The 17,179-nt window shown below is 72.1% G+C and carries 10 protein-coding genes and 1 pseudogene; 6 read left to right on the top strand and 5 right to left on the bottom strand.

The window, feature by feature from the left end; genetic code table 11:
* Nucleotides 1-613: pseudogene (locus ACFWUZ_RS16990) on the bottom strand (hypothetical protein); the annotation flags it as partial.
* 232 nt (nt 614-845) lie between these two features.
* Nucleotides 846-3,488 carry an alpha-glucan family phosphorylase gene (gene glgP, locus ACFWUZ_RS16985; protein WP_384372818.1) on the bottom strand — a complete coding sequence of 881 codons (2,643 nt, stop codon included), beginning with the start codon at nt 3,486-3,488 and terminating at the stop codon, nt 846-848.
* Nucleotides 3,489-4,120: 632 nt separating this feature from the next.
* Between glgP and ACFWUZ_RS16980 the strand changes: the two genes are divergently transcribed.
* The 4 genes from ACFWUZ_RS16980 to glgB all read left to right on the top strand — a co-directional run bounded on the left by ACFWUZ_RS16980 (nt 4,121) and on the right by glgB (nt 11,822).
* On the top strand, nt 4,121-6,115 hold the full coding sequence (locus tag ACFWUZ_RS16980; protein ID WP_384372816.1) for a maltotransferase domain-containing protein: 1,995 nt from the start codon (nt 4,121-4,123) through the stop codon (nt 6,113-6,115).
* Nucleotides 6,112-7,830, top strand: a complete 1,719-nt coding sequence (gene treS / locus ACFWUZ_RS16975; protein WP_384372814.1) for a maltose alpha-D-glucosyltransferase — start codon at nt 6,112-6,114, stop codon at nt 7,828-7,830. Before ACFWUZ_RS16980 ends, treS begins: the two co-directional genes overlap by 4 nt.
* 156 nt (nt 7,831-7,986) lie before the next feature.
* Nucleotides 7,987-9,486 carry a maltokinase gene (locus tag ACFWUZ_RS16970; protein WP_384372813.1) on the top strand — a complete coding sequence of 500 codons (1,500 nt, stop codon included), beginning with the start codon at nt 7,987-7,989 and terminating at the stop codon, nt 9,484-9,486.
* Nucleotides 9,483-11,822 (top strand): 1,4-alpha-glucan branching enzyme, encoded by a 2,340-nt coding sequence (glgB, locus tag ACFWUZ_RS16965; protein WP_384372811.1) that lies wholly within the window; start codon nt 9,483-9,485, stop codon nt 11,820-11,822. The genes ACFWUZ_RS16970 and glgB overlap by 4 nt, the downstream gene beginning before the upstream one ends.
* Here the strand turns inward: glgB and trxA are convergent.
* Together trxA and ACFWUZ_RS16955 are read right to left on the bottom strand one after the other, a co-directional pair.
* Nucleotides 11,812-12,165, bottom strand: coding sequence for a thioredoxin (trxA, locus tag ACFWUZ_RS16960; RefSeq protein ID WP_384372809.1), 354 nt, complete (start codon nt 12,163-12,165; stop codon nt 11,812-11,814). The genes glgB and trxA overlap by 11 nt on opposite strands.
* A gap of 49 nt (nt 12,166-12,214) precedes the next feature.
* On the bottom strand, nt 12,215-12,607 hold the full coding sequence (locus ACFWUZ_RS16955; protein ID WP_384372807.1) for a MerR family transcriptional regulator: 393 nt from the start codon (nt 12,605-12,607) through the stop codon (nt 12,215-12,217).
* 383 nt (nt 12,608-12,990) lie between these two features.
* On the opposite strand from ACFWUZ_RS16955, the gene ACFWUZ_RS16950 reads away from it, so the two are divergent.
* A complete protein-coding gene (locus ACFWUZ_RS16950) occupies nt 12,991-13,614 on the top strand; it encodes a helix-turn-helix domain-containing protein (protein ID WP_384372994.1) in 624 nt (207 codons plus the stop codon).
* Nucleotides 13,615-13,804: 190 nt separating this feature from the next.
* Here the strand turns inward: ACFWUZ_RS16950 and ACFWUZ_RS16945 are convergent, their stop codons facing one another.
* Nucleotides 13,805-14,830: an ATP-dependent 6-phosphofructokinase gene (locus ACFWUZ_RS16945; RefSeq protein WP_384372805.1), complete on the bottom strand. Its 1,026-nt coding sequence runs from the start codon at nt 14,828-14,830 to the stop codon at nt 13,805-13,807.
* Between the two features lie 225 nt (nt 14,831-15,055).
* On the opposite strand from ACFWUZ_RS16945, the gene pta reads away from it, so the two are divergent.
* Nucleotides 15,056-17,149, top strand: coding sequence for a phosphate acetyltransferase (gene pta, locus ACFWUZ_RS16940; RefSeq protein ID WP_384372803.1), 2,094 nt, complete (start codon nt 15,056-15,058; stop codon nt 17,147-17,149).
* Nucleotides 17,150-17,179: the final 30 nt, after the last annotated feature.

Below are 17,179 nucleotides of genomic sequence, written 5' to 3'. Positions count from 1 at the left end.
GACGGCCCTGGTCCTGCTCGGGACGGCCCTGGCCCTGCTCGGGACGGCCCTGGCCCTGGTCCGGGCGGTTCTGGTCCTGCTCGGGACGGCCCTGGCCCTGGTCCGGACGGCCCTGGTCCTGCTCGGGACGGCCCTGGCCCTGGTCCGGACGGCCCTGGCCCTGGTCCTCGCGGCCCGGGTCGTCACCGTTGCCACCGCCGGGGCCGGTCCAGTCGCCGTTCCCGTTCCCGTTGCCGTTCCCGTTCCCGTTGCCCCGGACCGGCTTGAAGAAGACCGCGACGACCTCGACGTTCCGCGCCCGCCGGCCCGGCTCCAGCACCCGCTCCGCCCGGCCGGCGCAGCCCGGGTTGTCGAAGAGGACGGCCTGCGACCTCGTCTCGTTGATCACCTCGACGGCGGGCCGGTTCCGGGAGGTGTACGTCAGGAGGTAGCAGGTGTCGGTGCCCGCGGGACGGATCTGCGCGCGGCGCTCCTCCCCGTTCCGTTCGATGAACCGGTAGTGCAGGGTGCCGAGGCCGCGCCCGTCGTGGTCGTCGGCGAGCGCCGGGCCGCCGGCGGGCAGGACGAGCGAGACGGCGCCGGCGAACACGGCGGCGGTGGTACGAAGACGCATGGGAGGTCCGTTTCTCGGGGTCCGCGGATACCGGGTCCGGTGGCATCCGCGGGCAGCGTAGGAGCGGACCACTGTGAAGAAGCGATGAGGCGTGCGGAATGTGTTCGAAGATTCACCCTCCCGGGAGGCGTTGCTGAGCCCATCCGGCAGCGCCCGGGCATGCGGCCGGGAGGACGGGCGGCCTCCGGATGCGCCGCCCGCCCTCCCGGTCCGGCCCCCGGCCGGCCGTGCCTCAGCGCAGGACCACTCCTCCGCCCGGGCCCGCCTCGCCCGCCGCCGGTCCCACGACCAGGCCCAGTTCGGCCGGTGTCGCGAGCAGCGGGTGCGCGGGCAGGATGCGCACCGTGTAGCCGAACGGCCCCGTGCGGTCCAGCACCAGCGGGCCCTCGTACACCCAGCGGCCCTCCAGGTCGGGTCCGCCGGCCGGCTTGAGCGGGAAGGTCCGCGCGTCCCTGATCACGTCCTGCGGGTCCACCCGGCCCGCGACGGCCTGCACCTCCACGTCCTCGGGTGCCAGCGCGTCCAGGGCGACCCGCACCCGCAGCGTCAGGGTGGATCCGAGTTCGGCGGTGCCGTCGACGGGAGCCGCGGCCAGGGCCTCCACGTGCTCGACGGCCACCCGCGGCCAGGCGGCCCGGACCCGCCCCTTCCACCAGGCGAGGTCCCGCGCCGCCTCGGCGGTCAGGGCCCGGTGGGCGAGCGCGGCCGGTGCGTACAGCCGCTCCACGTATTCCCTCACCATGCGCCCGGCCAGCACCTTGGGCCCCAGGGAGACCAGCGTGCGCCGGACCATCTCGATCCACCGCACGGGCAGCCCGGTGCCCCCGGTCCGGTCGTAGAACCGGGGCGCGACCCGGCCCTCGATCAGCTCGTAGAGCGCGTTGGCCTCCAGGTCGTCCCGGCGGTCCTCGTCGGCCCCGAGCCCGTCGGCGGTCGGGATGGCCCAGCCGAAGTCCGGCTCGAACCACTCGTCCCACCAGCCGTCCAGTACAGACAGGTTGAGGCAGCCGTTGAGCGCGGCCTTCATGCCGCTCGTCCCGCAGGCCTCCAGCGGACGCAGCGGATTGTTGAGCCAGACGTCGCAGCCCGGGTAGAGCTTCTGCGCCATCGCCATGCCGTAGTCGGGCAGGAAGACGATCCGGTGCCGCACCCGCGGGTCGTCCGCGAAGCGCACCAGCTCCTGCACGAGCCGCTTCCCGCCGTCGTCGGCCGGGTGCGCCTTGCCGGCGACCACGATCTGCACGGGCCGTTCCGGGTCCAGCAGCAGCGCGCGCAGCCGCTCCGGGTCGCGCAGCATCAGGGTCAGCCGCTTGTACGAGGGCACGCGCCGGGCGAAGCCGATGGTCAGCACGTCCGGGTCGAGTACGGAGTCCACCCAGCCCAGTTCGGCCTCCGCGGCCCCGCGTTGGCGCCAGGAGGCCCGCAGCCGCTCGCGCACCTCCTGCACCAGCTGCTCGCGCAGGACCCGCCGCAGGTCCCAGACGTCCTGGTCGGGGATGTCCGCGACCGCGTCCCAGCGCTGCGAGCCGCCGACCGACAGGGCGTCCTCGGTGCGGCCGGCGCCGATCTGCCGGGCGCCGAGGCGGACGACCTCGGGGGCCACCCAGGTCGGGGCGTGCACCCCGTTCGTCACGGAGGTGATGGGCACGTCCGCGGCGTCGAAGCCCGGCCACAGCCCGGCGAACATGCCCCGGCTGACGGAGCCGTGGAGGGTGGACACCCCGTTGGCCCGCTGGGCGAGGCGCAGTCCCATGACGGCCATGTTGAAGACGCCGGGGTCGCCTCCGGGATAGGACTCGGCGCCGAGTTCGAGGATCCGGTCGACCGGGACGCCGGCCAGCTCCCCGCCGTCCCCGAAGTGGCGGGCGACCAGCGCCCGCTCGAAGCGGTCGATGCCCGCGGGGACGGGGGTGTGCGTGGTGAAGACGGTGCCGGCGCGGACCGCCTCGACGGCGGCGTCGAAGCCGAGGCCCTGCTCCCGTTCCAGTTCCCTTATGCGTTCCAGCCCGAGGAAGCCGGCGTGGCCCTCGTTGGTGTGGAAGACCTCGGGGTCGGGGTGGCCGGTCAGGGCGCAGTAGAGGCGCACGGCACGGACGCCGCCGATGCCGAGGAGCATCTCCTGGAGCAGCCGGTGGTCGCTGCCGCCGCCGTAGAGCCGGTCGGTCACCTCGCGGGCCGCGGTGTCGTTGTCCTCGACGTCGGAGTCCAGGAGCAGCAGGGGCACCCGGCCGACGCGGGCCTGCCAGATGTGCGCGTGCAGGGCGCGGCCGCCGGGGAGGGTCAGCGAGATCCGGGCGGGGGTGCCGTCCTCCTGGCGGACCAGGGCGAGGGGCAGCTCGTCGGGGTCCAGTACGGGGTAGTGCTCCTGCTGCCAGCCGTCGCGGGAGAGCGACTGGCGGAAGTAGCCGTGGCGGTACAGCAGTCCCACTCCGATGAGGGGGACGCCGAGGTCGCTGGCGGCCTTCAGGTGGTCCCCGGCGAGGATCCCGAGTCCGCCGGAGTACTGGGGCAGGGCGGCGGTGATGCCGAACTCGGGGGAGAAATAGGCGATCCCGGCGGGCAGGGTGCCGCCGGACTCCTGTCCCTGGTACCACCTCCCGCCGCCCAGGTAGTCATCGAGGTCGGCGACGGCGACGGCGAGGCGCCGCAGGAACCGGCGGTCGCCGGACAGCTCCGCCAGCCGGGCGGCGGACACGGCGCCGAGGAGCCGGACGGGGTCGCCGTCGGCGGCCTGCCAGCCCTCGGGGTCGACGGATTGGAAGAGTTCGCGGGTCTCCGCGTGCCACGACCAGCGCAGGTTGTGCGCGAGATCGGTAAGTGGCAGCAGGGTCTCCGGGAGGACGGGGCGCACGGTGAATCGACGGATAGCCTTCACGTGTTCCACCTTCGCAGGGGATTGCGGATCGGAGCGGCCGCACCACGCTGTGCACCCGCGCATCACCCCCGGAAGGCTAGCGAGCCGTCCCCTTCCCGGCCATGGCACCCCGGCCGGGCCGCTGCCGTGCCGGACGGGCGGGACCGCCCTGCCCGGGCCGGTCCGAAGGTCCCGCGAGGGATGCGATCCGGCCATCCCTACGCCTCCGCTCCGACGGCGGGTCCCGCCGGAATCGGGGCCTCGATGCGCTCCGGAAGCGGCTCGCGAGGCAGGTGGGACGGGTGGTGTGCGTACTCACATCAGGTGATCCCTGCGGACTTGACGTAGCCCCGCCGGATGTCGACCGAGGGCGGGTGACGCCCGTGCCACTACGGACGAGTAGTGACCGGGTGCCCGGATTGGGCGGGGCGAGAGTGGGAAGGGCTCACCGGGTACGCGAGGTACACGCACGGCGCACCCGCACCCGACCTCTCCCCGCCACCCGAGTGAACGCGGACAGGAGCGGCCATGCCCGCAGCCCAGCCGTCTTCCGAGCGGCTAGAAACAGAGCGAACAGAGCGTGCACGACCAGCCGGTTCCCCGGCTGCGCTGTTGTCACCGAGCCCTGCGAACTGCCCCCAGGTGATCCCATCATGATCGGTCGCATTCCCGTGCTGGACGTCCGCCCCGCCGTCGACTGCGGCGCCAGACCCGCCAAGGCGGTCGTGGACGAGGTCTTCGAGATCTCCGCCACCGTGTTCCGCGAGGGACACGACGCCGTGGCCGCCCACGTCGTGCTCAGAGATCCGAACGGGCGGCTCCGTCCCCCCGTGCCCCTGCGCGAGCTCGCCCCCGGTACCGACCGGTGGGGAGCCCGGGTGGCCGCCGATACCGAGGGAAGGTGGACGTACACCGTCGAGGCGTGGAGCGACCCGGTGGCCACCTGGCGGGCCCATGCGGCGATCAAGATCCCCGCCGGGATCGACACCGGACTGGTGCTGCTGGAGGGCGCCGAGCTGTACGCGCGGGCCGCGGCCCGGATCCCCAAGCGCGACGGCCGCGGGGCCGTGACGGCCGCCGCCGAGGTGATGCGCGACGAGGACGTCGAGGTCGCGGAGCGGTACGCCGCCGCCCTCGCCCCCGGGGTGGACGCGGCCCTCGCGCGCCGCCCGTACCGGGAGCTGGTCACCTCCGCCAAGGCCCTGCCGCTGCTGGTCGAACGCAAGCGGGCCCTCTTCGGTTCCTGGTACGAGATGTTCCCGCGGTCCGAGGGGGCCGTGGTCGAGCCCGGTGAGGTGCCCGTCAGCGGGACCTTCCGGACGGCCGCCGAACGGTTGCCCGCGGTCGCCGCGATGGGCTTCGACGTGGTGTACCTGCCACCGGTCCACCCCATCGGCAGCACGTACCGCAAGGGCCCGAACAACACGCTGTCCGCAGGGAGTTGGGACCCGGGTGTGCCATGGGCCATCGGTTCCACGGAGGGCGGGCACGACGCCGTCCACCCGGACCTCGGGACCATCGAGGACTTCGACGCCTTCGTGGCGCGCGCCCGGGAGCTGCACCTGGAGATCGCGCTCGACTTCGCGCTCCAGTGCTCCCCCGACCACCCCTGGGTGGAGAAGCACCCGGAGTGGTTCCGCCACCGCGCCGACGGGACGATCGCCTACGCCGAGAACCCCCCGAAGAAGTACCAGGACATCTACCCGATCCACTTCGACACCGACATGGCCGGCATCGTCGAGGAGACGGTCCGCATCCTGCGGTACTGGATGGACCACGGCGTCCGCATCTTCCGGGTCGACAACCCGCACACCAAGCCGGTGGTCTTCTGGCAGAAGGTGATCGCGGACATCAACAAGTCCGACCCCGACGTGATCTTCCTCGCCGAGGCCTTCACCCGCCCGGCGATGATGCGCGCCCTCGCCGCCGTCGGCTTCCAGCAGTCGTACACCTATTTCACCTGGCGCAACACCAAGGCCGAGCTCACCGAGTACCTGACCGAGCTGTCCGGTACCCGCTCGGCCTCCGTGATGCGGCCGAACTTCTTCGTGAACACGCCCGACATCTTGCACGCGTACCTGCAGCACGGGGGGCGGCCCGCCTTCGAGGTGCGCGCGGTGCTCGCCGCCACGCTGTCCCCCTCCTGGGGGGTCTACGCCGGGTACGAGCTCTGCGAGAACACCCCGGTGCGGGAGGGCAGCGAGGAGTACCTGAACTCGGAGAAGTACGAGTTCAGGCCGCGGGACTGGTCCGCGGCCGACCGCGAGGGCCGCACCATCGCCCCGCTGATCACCTCCCTGAACCGGCTGCGCCGGCGCAACCCCGCCCTCCAGCAGCTGCGGGACATCCACTTCCACCCGACCGACAACGAACAGGTGATCGCCTATTCGAAGCACGCCGGAGCCAATTCCGTACTGGTGGTCGTCAACCTCGATCCGCACCACACCCAGGAGGCGACGGTCTCGTTGGACATGCCGGTACTCGGCCTCGACTGGCACGGGTCCCTCGCGGTGCGCGACGAGCTCACCGGCGAGACCTATCACTGGGGCAGGGCGAACTACGTGCGCCTAGAGCCGGGCCGCACGCCCGCGCACGTACTGGCCGCTCTGCGACCGTCCCCGCCCACCGGAGGGTCACCCACCACATGATGATCAACGATCCCGTCCCCGATACCTTCGAGGACACCCCAGCCAAGGACCGCGATCCCGACTGGTTCAAGCGGGCCGTCTTCTACGAGGTCCTCGTCCGCTCCTTCCACGACAGCAACGGCGACGGCGTGGGGGACCTCAAGGGACTCACCTCGAAGCTGGACTACCTCCAGTGGCTCGGCGTCGACTGCCTCTGGCTGCCGCCGTTCTTCGCCTCACCCCTGCGCGACGGGGGTTACGACGTCTCCGACTACACCTCCGTACTGCCCGAGTTCGGCGACCTCGCCGACTTCGTGGAGTTCGTGGACGCCGCACACCAGCGCGGCATGCGGGTGATCATCGACTTCGTCATGAACCACACGAGCGATCAGCACGAGTGGTTCCAGCAGTCCCGCAAGGACCCCGAGGGGCCGTACGGGGACTACTACATGTGGGCCGACAACGACAAGCAGTACCAGGACGCCCGCATCATCTTCATCGACACCGAGACCTCGAACTGGACGTACGACCCGCTACGCAAGCAGTACTACTGGCACCGCTTCTTCTCGCACCAGCCGGACCTGAACTTCGAGAACCCGGCCGTGCAGGAGGAGATCGTCTCCGCCCTCAGGTTCTGGCTGGACCTCGGCATCGACGGGTTCCGGCTCGACGCCGTCCCGTACCTGTACGCGGAGGAGGGGACGAACTGCGAGAACCTGCCCCGCACGCACGAGCTGCTGAAGCGGGTGCGGGCCGAGATCGACGCGCACTACCCGGACACCGTCCTGCTCGCCGAGGCCAACCAGTGGCCCGAGGACGTCGTCGACTACTTCGGGGACTACGCGAAGGGCGGGGACGAGTGCCACATGGCCTTCCATTTCCCCGTCATGCCGCGCATCTTCATGGCGGTGCGAAGAGAGTCGCGCTACCCGGTCTCCGAGATCCTGGCCAAGACCCCGGCGATCCCGGACCGCTGCCAGTGGGGCATCTTCCTGCGCAATCACGACGAGCTGACCCTGGAAATGGTCACCGACGAAGAGCGCGACTACATGTACGCCGAGTACGCCAAGGATCCGCGGATGCGGGCCAACATCGGCATCCGGCGCCGGCTCGCCCCGCTCCTGGACAACGACCGCAACCAGATCGAGCTGTTCACCGCGCTCCTGCTGTCCCTGCCCGGATCGCCGATCCTCTACTACGGCGACGAGATCGGCATGGGCGACAACATCTGGCTCGGCGACCGCGACGGCGTCCGCACCCCGATGCAGTGGACCCCGGACCGCAACGCCGGTTTCTCCTCCTGCGATCCGGGCAGGCTGAACCTGCCGGTCATCATGGACCCGGTCTACGGGTACCAGGTCACCAGTGTCGAGGCCGCGATGGCATCGCCCTCCTCACTGCTGCACTGGACCCGTCGGCTGATCGAGATCCGCAAGGCGAACCCCGCCTTCGGACTCGGCTCGTACACCGAACTGCCCTCGTCCAACCCGGCGGTGCTCGCCTTCCTGCGCGAGTTCGGGGACGACCTGGTGCTGTGCGTGCACAACTTCTCGCGCTTCGCGCAGCCCACCGAGCTGGACCTGAGGTCGTTCAACGGGCGGGTCCCGGTGGAGCTCACGGGTGATGTGCGCTTCCCGCCGATCGGTGAGTGGCCGTACCTGCTGACCCTGGCAGGACACGGCTTCTACTGGTTCCGGCTGCGTTCCGAACAACGGACCGAGCCGCGAGCCGAGTAGCAGGCCGGAACGAGGGGCGGGCCGCTCGAACGGGTCAACCGCCCGCCCCTGTACGGATCATCCTGACCCGACACTCGCACACGCCGGAGAAGCAACTGCCGCACATCCGGGACACTCTGCGCATTCTGTGACGGCCCGGGGAAAGGACGCGACGCCATGTCGGAGGCTGCATCCGCCCGGAGCCGGCTGGCGGCCGACCGGGCCGCCGGAATCGGCCCGCTGGAACCGATGCTGCGGGCCTGGCTGCCCGCACAGCGCTGGTTCGCGGGCAAGGGCCGCACCATCAGCAGGCTGAGGGCGGTCTCGGCCGCCGAACTCCTGCCACCGGGCTCCACCCCCGGACTGCTGCACCTGCTCCTCGACGTCGACGGGGACTGCTACCAACTGCTGCTGGGCATCCGCCCGTCCCTGCCGCCCGCTCTCGCCCCCGCCCTGATCGGGCACGCCGAGCGCGGTCCGTACGCGGGCCGGGCCGTGTACGAGGCGCTCGGCGACCCCCGGCTGGCGGCCATGCTGCTGGAGCGGCTGCGCTCGCCGGGCACGCTCGGCCCGCTCCGCTTCGACCGGGACGCGCAGGCTCCCGTACCGGCGGGACTGGTCCCGCGGCCGCTCTCCGGGGAGCAGACGAACTCGTCCCTCATCTACGGAGATTCGTTCATCCTCAAGGTGTTCCGCCGCGTCGGCCCCGGGGTCAACCCGGACCTGGAGCTGCCCAGAGCCCTCGCCGCGGCGGGCTGCGCGCGCGTCCCGGCACCCGTCGCCTGGTACGAGGCCGAGCTGCCCGGCAGCGAACCGCTGACCCTGGGCGTGCTCCAGCCGTACCTGCGCGGATCCGACGACGGCTGGCAGCTGGCCCTGCGCCGGCTGGGAGCCGGGAAGGACTTCACCGCCGAGGCGAAAGAGCTCGGCCGGGCCACGGCCGAGGTGCACAGCGCGCTCGCCGGCGCCCTGCCCACGCTGGCCCTCGGCCCCGAGCAGACCGCCCGGCTCGCCGCCGGGATGACGGCGCGGCTGGCCGCCACCGCGCGCGAGGTGCCCGCGCTGCGGCCCTTCGAAGCGGGGCTGCGGGGCGCCTTCGACGCACTGGCCGCCTCCCGCGGTGCGGGCGTCGCGGCCCAGCGGATCCACGGCGACCTCCATCTGGGGCAGACCCTGCGCACCCTGGACGGCTCCTGGTCGTTGATCGACTTCGAGGGCGAGCCGGCCCGGCCGCTCGCCGACCGGCGCCGCCCGGAACCGGCCGTCCGCGACATCGCCGGGATACTGCGCTCCTTCGACTACGCCGCCCGCTCGCACCGGCCGTTCGCCCCCGCCTGGGCGGACGACTGCCGGGCCGCCTTCTGCGAGGGCTACGCCCGCACCACCGGGCGCGACCCCCGGGAGGACCCCGTACTGCTGCGTGCGTACGAGACCGACAAGGCGGTGTACGAGGCCCGGTACGAGTCCCGGCACCGGCCCGACTGGCTGCACGTGCCGATGGCCGCGATCCGGCGGCTCGCCTCCGGCACGGACCGGAGCTTCGGCCGGGCCGCGCCGGGCCCGGGTCCCGTCGCCCGTCCGGGACCGGGACTCGGCCCGGGCGCCGGTCCCGCAGCCGGCGACGGCTTCCCCTCCCTGTCCCCCCGCCCGCAGCCGCCTAGGAGGCCGCACACGTGAGCCCCGCCCGTCAGTCACCCTCCACCACCTCGCCGTCGACGGCCCCGGCTGCCCCGGCGGCCGCCGCTCCGGCGCCGGCTCCCGGCCGCGGAGCGCCGGTCGCGGCGGCGCGCAAACCCAAGGCTCCGGCACCGCGCGCCCGCAAGGCGCCCGCGCGCGGGGTCCGGCCGGCGCCCGCCCTCGGCGGTGACGAACGGGCCCGGCTGCTGGAGGGCCGCCACCACGATCCGCACGCCGTGCTGGGTGCCCGTGCCCAGCGGGGCGGCGTGGCCTTCCGCGTGCTGCGCCCCTACGCCAAGGCGGTCACCGTCGTCGCCAAGGGGCTGCGCGCCGAACTCCTCAGCGACGGCGACGGGCTGTTCTCCGGACTGCTGCCGCTGACCGGGGTGCCGGACTACCGGCTGCTGGTCACCTACGACGGCGACGAGATCGAGATCCACGACCCGTACCGGTTCCTGCCGGCGCTCGGCGAGCTGGACCTGCACCTGATCGGGGAGGGCCGCCACGAACAGCTGTGGCGGGCGCTCGGGGCCGAACCCATGGAGCACCAGGGGGTGGCCGGGACCCGGTTCACGGTGTGGGCGCCGAACGCCCAGGGGGTCCGGGTCACCGGGGACTTCTCGTACTGGGACCCCGTCGCCTACCCGATGCGCTCCCTGGGGGCGAGCGGGGTGTGGGAGCTGTTCCTGCCGGGCGTGGGCGAGGGCACGCTGTACAAGTACGACATCACCCGGCCCGACGGCAGCCACACCCTGCGCGCCGACCCGATGGCCCGGTCGGCGGAGGTCCCCCCGGCGAACGCCTCGGTGGTCACCGCCTCGCGGTACGTGTGGCAGGACGCCGAGTGGATGGCGCAGCGGGGCGCCCGCCCGGCACACCAGGCCCCCCTGTCGGTGTACGAGCTGCACCTGGCGTCCTGGCGGCCGGGGCTCTCGTACCGGCAGCTGGCGGAGCAGCTCCCGGCCTACGTGAAGGAGCTGGGCTTCACCCACGTGGAGCTGATGCCGGTCGCCGAGCACCCCTTCGGGGGCTCGTGGGGCTACCAGGTCACCGGGTACTACGCGCCGACCTCGCGGATGGGCGGCCCGGACGACTTCCGCTGCCTGGTGGACGCGCTGCACCGGGCGGGGATCGGGGTGATCGTCGACTGGGTGCCGGCGCACTTCCCGCGCGACGACTGGGCCCTGGCCGAGTTCGACGGGCGGCCGCTGTACGAGCACCCGGACCCGCGGCGGGCCGCGCACCCGGACTGGGGGACGCTGGAGTTCGACTACGGCCGCAAGGAGGTCCGCAACTTCCTCGTGGCCAACGCCGTCTACTGGTGCGAGGAGTTCCACGTGGACGGGCTGCGCGTGGACGCGGTGGCCTCGATGCTCTACCTGGACTACTCGCGGAGCGAGGGCGAGTGGACGCCCAACGAGCACGGCGGGCGGGAGAACCTGGACGCGGTGGCGCTGCTCCAGGAGATGAACGCCACCGTGTACCGGCGCTGCCCCGGGGTGGTGACCATCGCGGAGGAGTCCACCGCGTGGGAGGGCGTGACCCGGCCGACGGACTGCGGCGGGCTCGGCTTCGGGCTGAAGTGGAACATGGGCTGGATGCACGACACCCTGCGCTACATGTCGAAGGAGTCGGTGCACCGCAAGTACCACCACCACGACATGACCTTCGGGATGGTCTATGCCTTCAGCGAGAACTACGTGCTGCCGATCTCGCACGACGAGGTCGTGCACGGCAAGGGCTCGCTGGTGTCGAAGATCCCCGGGGAGGACTGGTGGCAGCGGCGGGCCGCGCACCGGGCCTACCTGGGCTTCATGTGGGCCCACCCCGGCAAACAGCTGCTGTTCATGGGGCAGGAGTTCGCCCAGGGTTCGGAGTGGTCGGAGGTGTACGGGCCCGACTGGTGGCTGCTGGACTCCTCCTACGCCGCGTCCGCCGACCACCGGGGCGTGCGCGACCTCGTGCGCGACCTGAACCGCGCGTACACGGCGGCGCCCGCCCTGTGGGAGCGGGACAGCGTGCCGGAGGGCTTCGCCTGGGTGGAGGCGGACGCGGCGCAGGACAACGTATTCGCCTTCCTGCGGTACGCGCAGGACGGGTCGCAGCTGCTCGCGGTGTCGAACTTCTCGCCGGTGGTGCGGCACGGCTACCGCATCGGGGTCCCCGAGGAGGTGCCGCTGTGGCGGGAGGTGCTCAACACCGACCACCAGGCCTACGGCGGCAGCGGCATCCACTACGCGCAGCCGCTGCGGCCGGAGCCGGTGCCGGCGCAGGGCCGCCCGGCGAGCCTGCGGATGACCCTGCCCCCCTTGGCCACGGTCTGGCTCAGGCCGTAGCGGCCGCCTCGCGCTCCTCCTCCAGCTCCTGGAGGAGGCGGCGCTTGGCGCGGGCCCCGACCATCTGCTTCACGGGCTCGCCGTCGCGGAAGACGAGCAGGGTCGGCATGGACAGCACCCCGTACCTGGTGACGGTGCCGGGGTTGGTGTCCGCGTCGATCTGGACGACCTTGAGGCGCCCGGCCTCCTCGGCGGCGACCGCGGACAGCACGGGCGCGAGCTGGCGGCAGGGGCCGCACCAGTCCGCGGTGAACTCCACGAGGACGGGCCGTCCCCGTTCCTCCAGCACCTCGGCCTCGAAGTCCGCGTCGGTCACTTCTGCCACGCCCTGTGCGTGCACCATGCCGTTCCCCTCTCGTTTCCCGTTGTCGGCCGTCCCGCCCGCGGGCGGGTCAGCCCGTCATCTCGCAGCGGGGCGCCGCGGCAGCGCCCGCGGCCTCCTCGGCGCCGGCCAGCTGCCTCGCCACCTGCTCGCGCACTCCGGTCAGCTGGCCGATCAGGCTGTCGAGCTCGGCGAGCTTGCGCCGGTACACGGCCAGCGAGGCCGGGCAGGAGTCCCCGGCCGGGTGCCCGGCGCGCAGGCAGTCCACGAAGGGCCGGGTCTCCTCCAACTCGAAGCCGAAGTCCTGGAGCATGCGGATCTGGCGCAGCAGCCGCAGGTCGTCCTCGTCGTAGGTCCGGTAGCCGTTGCCGTCCCGCCGTGCGGGCAGCAGTCCCCGGGTCTCGTAGTACCTGAGCGTCCGGGTGCTGGTCCCGGCCCGCTCGGCCAGTTCGCCGATGCGCATGTCCCGACGGTAATCCTTGACGCTGGCGTCAAGGCAAGGACGGTGCGGGCCCCTCGCCACCCCCGTATGCGAGGGGCCCCGGTATGGATCACGTACGGGAGTGGCGGCCGGTTCACAGGGTGTGAGCGGTGTCATGGGTCTTGCGCTCATGGGGAATGGCTGGAACCGTATCCTGAGAAAAGATCTTCCCGTGGCACCGATTACCGGACAGTCGCTAAGAAAGCCGACTAATGCCCTGAATTTCATAGGACTTTCCTACGAGTTATGGGCTTGTTTGTTTGGTCTGTAGTCGCCACGCCCCAGCCATCTCTACGGTGTGCCGTGTGCACTCCAGCCCACCTTTCAATGCCCCCGCCGCGCGTCGCCTGCGCGCGGCCCTGGGCATGGCGCCCGGTCATGTCGCCTATGGCCTTCGCGCCCAGTACGGAATGCTCGTCACGCCCGAGACGGTGATGGCGTGGGAACGTGGCGAGATCTCGCCCTCCTCCGCCGAACTCACCGCTCTCGCAGGCGTCCTGTGGTGCTCCCCCGGCGAGCTGCTCGCCGAGCCCGTCACCTTGCGGGAGCACAGGATGGCCAGGGGGCTGGCCGCCGAGGAGCTGGCCCGGCGGGTCGGTCTGGAGGCGAACTCCTACCAGAAGATGGAGGACACCGGGCGCTGGCGGGGCAACGAACGGCAGTCGGCGGCGCTCGCGGCGCTGCTGGGGCTGACGCTGGCCCAGTTCGTGACGGCTACCGGGAAGCAGGAGGAGCTCGCCGAGCTGCTGCGCAGTGCGGTGACCACCCGCTGGCAGGCGTACGTGAAGCCGCTGGGCAAACTGCTGCCGATCCCCAAGGCGCACCTGGAGCGGGTGCTGGACCAGCTGCACGGGGAGTACCAGTCGCGGATGGTGGCGACCCTGAGCTGGGGCGGCGGCGAGGGCGAGGCCGGGCGCGGGGACTCGGGGCGGGAGTTCCTCACGGACATCGTGGACCGGTTCTGGCGCCTGGCGGGCGGTGCGGCCTGACCGGCCGGACGACCCTGCGCCGCCGCTGCCCGGCAGCGCCCGTACGACGGCCGGCGCACCCGGCCGCGGCCCCGTCGTGGACGGACCGGGGCCCTTCGGGGGCCCGGTCGGGGGCGGAAGTCCCCGTCCCGCGGGCCGCAGGGCCGGCCCCGGCGGCCCCGTCCGGGGCCTGCGGGCGGCCCGGGGCGGCTCAGAAGACGGACTCGGCCTCGTACATGCGGGCATCGGGGACGGTCTTCAGCTCGGTGACCGCGTGGGCCAGCGGGGCCATCACGATGTCGGTGCCGCGCAGGGCGGTCATGTTGCCGAAGTCGCCGCGGTGGACCGCCTCCACGGCGTGCCAGCCGAAGCGGGTCGCGAGCACCCGGTCGTAGGCGGTGGGGGTGCCGCCGCGCTGGACGTGGCCCAGGATGACGGGGCGGGCCTCCTTGCCCAGGCGGTGCTCCAGCTCGACGGCGAGGCGGTTGCCGATGCCGGCGAAGCGTTCGTGGCCGTACTGGTCGATCGCGCCCTTCTCGTACGGCATGGAGCCCTCCGCCGGGTGCGCGCCCTCGGCGACGCAGACCACGGCGAACTTCTTCCCGCGCGAGAATCGCTCCTCCACCATCTTCACCAGGGCGTCCACCTCGAAGGGCCGCTCCGGCAGGCAGATCCCGTGGGCTCCGCCGGCCATGCCGGACTCCAGGGCGATCCAGCCCGCGTGGCGCCCCATGACCTCGACGACCATCACGCGCTGGTGCGACTCGGCGGTGGTCTTGAGGCGGTCGATGGCCTCGGTGGCGACCATGACGGCGGTGTCGAAGCCGAAGGTGCGGTCGGTGGAGGAGATGTCGTTGTCGATGGTCTTCGGCACGCCCACGACGGGCATCCCCGCGTCCGACAGCATCCGGGCGGCCGTCAGGGTGCCCTCGCCGCCGATCGGGATCAGGGCGTCGATGTCGTAGCGCCTCGCCAATTCCTGTGCGTTCTCCGCGGCTTCGTGGAGGCGTGCACGCTCCATGCGGGCCGAGCCCAGGATGGTGCCGCCACGGGCCAGGATGCCGCTGACGGCATTGATGTCGAGGGGGCGGTAATGGCCGTCCAGGAGGCCCTTGAAACCGTCCTCGAAGCCGATGACCTCGTCGCCGTGGCCGACCAGGGCGCGGTGTACGACCGAACGGATGACAGCGTTCAGGCCCGGGCAGTCGCCGCCTGCGGTGAGAACTCCGATACGCATCGTGCTGTGTCTCCTGCCGTACAAATGAAGGGCGTAATGATGAAGCCTGTCCGATTGTTCCACGGTCGCGGGGTGCCGCGCGTCTTGTGACGCTCCGGCCACCAGGCCCTTCGACCCCTCCTGCCAGGCCCTTTTCCCGGGGGGCGTCCTATCCACTGGCGGAGGTACTGTCAAGAGGTCGAGTCATACCAATCAGACATTCACAGCATGGGACGGAGAGCACGCGTGACGCGCAGCGTGTACGTGACCGGTATCGAGCGGGGGGACGGCCGGCAGGTCGTCGAACTGGGGATCATGGAACTCCTGACCCGGCAGACGGGCCGGGTCGGCGTCTACCGGCCCTTGCTCCACGACGGACCCGACCGGCTCTTCGACCTGCTGAAGGCCCGCTACCGGATCGACCAGGACGCCGGGACCGCCTACGGCATGGAGTACCGCGAGGCCTCCGTCCTCCTGGCCGAGAAGGGCACCGACGAACTGGTCTCCCAGCTGGTGGACCGCTACCACCGGGTGGCCCGTGACTACGAGGTCATGCTGGTCCTCGGCACCGACTACGCCGACACCAACCTCCCCGACGAGCTGGCCCTCAACGCCCGCCTGGCCAACGAGCTCGGTGCGGTGGTCGTGCCCGTCGTGGGCGGCACCAAGCACCCCGCCGACGCCGTGCGCGCCGAGACCCGCAACGCGTACCGCGCCTACGAGAGCCTCGGCTGCCACGTCGTCGCGATGGTCGTCAACCGGGTGGCCGCGGAGGACCGGGACTCCATAGCCGAGCGGCTGGCCGCCCGGCTGCCCGTCCCCTGCTACGTGCTGCCGGACGACAAGTCGCTCTCCGCGCCGACCGTCGCGCAGATCACCCGGGCGCTGGGCGGCGAGGTGCTCCTCGGCGACGACGCCGGGCTGGCCCGCGACGCCCTGGACTTCGTGTTCGGCGGTGCCATGCTGCCGAACTTCCTGAACGCCCTGACCCCCGGCTGCCTGGTGGTCACCCCCGGCGACCGCTCCGACCTGGTCGTCGGCGCCCTGGCCGCGCACACCTCCGGGACCCCGCCGATCGCCGGTGTGCTGCTGACCCTCAACGAGCGCCCGAGCAAGGACGTCCTCACGCTGGCCTCGAAGCTGGCGCCGGGCACCCCCGTGGTCTCGGTGGCCGGGAACAGCTTCCCCACCGCAGCGGAACTCTTCTCGCTGCAGAGCCGGTTGAACTCCGCGACGCCGCGCAAGCTGGAGACGGCCCTCGGCCTCTTCGAGCGCCACGTGGACACCGGTGAGCTGCGCGACCTGCTGTCGGTGTCCCGCTCGGAGCGCGTCACGCCGATGATGTTCGAGCACGAGCTGCTGGAGCGGGCCCGCTCGCAGCGGCGCCGCGTCGTCCTGCCCGAGGGCACCGAGGAGCGCGTGCTGCGCGCGGCGGACGTGGTGCTGCGCCGCGGGGTCTGCGACCTGACCCTGCTGGGCGAGGAGCAGGCCGTCCTGAAGAAGGCCGCCGACCTCGGCATCGACATCTCGGGCGCGCAGCTCATCGACCCGGCGCTCTCCCCGCTGCGGGAACGTTTCGCCGAGTACTACGCCAAGGTCCGCGCCCACAAGGGGATGACCGTCGAGCTGGCCGCCGATGTGGTCACCGACGTCAACTACTTCGGCACCCTGATGGTCCAGGAGGGCCTTGCCGACGGCATGGTCTCCGGCTCGGTGCACTCCACCGCCGCGACCATCCGCCCGGCCTTCGAGATCATCAAGACCAAGCCCGAGGCGTCCATCGTCTCCTCGGTCTTCTTCATGTGCCTGGCCGACCAGGTCCTCGTGTACGGCGACTGCGCGGTCAACCCGGATCCGGGCGCCGAGCAGCTCGCCGACATCGCCGTCCAGTCGGCCGCCACCGCCGCCGCGTTCGGCGTCGAGCCGCGGATCGCGATGCTCTCGTACTCGACCGGGACCTCGGGCACCGGAGCCGACGTGGACAAGGTCCGCAAGGCCACCGAGATCGTCCGCGAGCAGCGCCCGGACCTGCTGATCGAGGGGCCGATCCAGTACGACGCCGCCGTGGAGCCCTCGGTGGCCGCGACCAAGCTGCCCGACTCCGAGGTGGCCGGCCGCGCGACGGTGCTGATCTTCCCCGACCTCAACACGGGCAACAACACGTACAAGGCCGTGCAGCGCTCGGCGGGCGCCGTCGCGGTCGGCCCGGTGCTCCAGGGCCTGCGCAAGCCGGTCAACGACCTCTCGCGCGGGGCGCTCGTCCAGGACATCGTCACCACGGTGGCGATCACCGCCATCCAGGCGCAGACACCGGCCGAGGACCCCGCCCCCTCCGCATGACCGCCCGTACGACCGTCACCTCCCCCACAC

This window comes from Streptomyces sp. NPDC058646 (assembly GCF_042716875.1).
Classification (GTDB): domain Bacteria; phylum Actinomycetota; class Actinomycetes; order Streptomycetales; family Streptomycetaceae; genus Streptomyces.
Note: the sequence above shows the minus strand (reverse complement) of the source record. Positions and strands in the feature narration are given on the sequence as shown.

Coding starts and splice junctions, on each gene's coding strand:
- ACFWUZ_RS16945 (WP_384372805.1), bottom strand. CDS start 14,830: ATGCGTATCGGAGTTCTCACCGCAGGCGGCGACTGCCCGGGCCTGAAC.
- ACFWUZ_RS16955 (WP_384372807.1), bottom strand. CDS start 12,607: ATGCGCATCGGCGAACTGGCCGAGCGGGCCGGGACCAGCACCCGGACG.
- treS (WP_384372814.1), top strand. CDS start 6,112: ATGATGATCAACGATCCCGTCCCCGATACCTTCGAGGACACCCCAGCC.
- ACFWUZ_RS16970 (WP_384372813.1), top strand. CDS start 7,987: ATGTCGGAGGCTGCATCCGCCCGGAGCCGGCTGGCGGCCGACCGGGCC.
- trxA (WP_384372809.1), bottom strand. CDS start 12,165: ATGGTGCACGCACAGGGCGTGGCAGAAGTGACCGACGCGGACTTCGAG.
- ACFWUZ_RS16980 (WP_384372816.1), top strand. CDS start 4,121: ATGATCGGTCGCATTCCCGTGCTGGACGTCCGCCCCGCCGTCGACTGC.
- ACFWUZ_RS16950 (WP_384372994.1), top strand. CDS start 12,991: ATGGCGCCCGGTCATGTCGCCTATGGCCTTCGCGCCCAGTACGGAATG.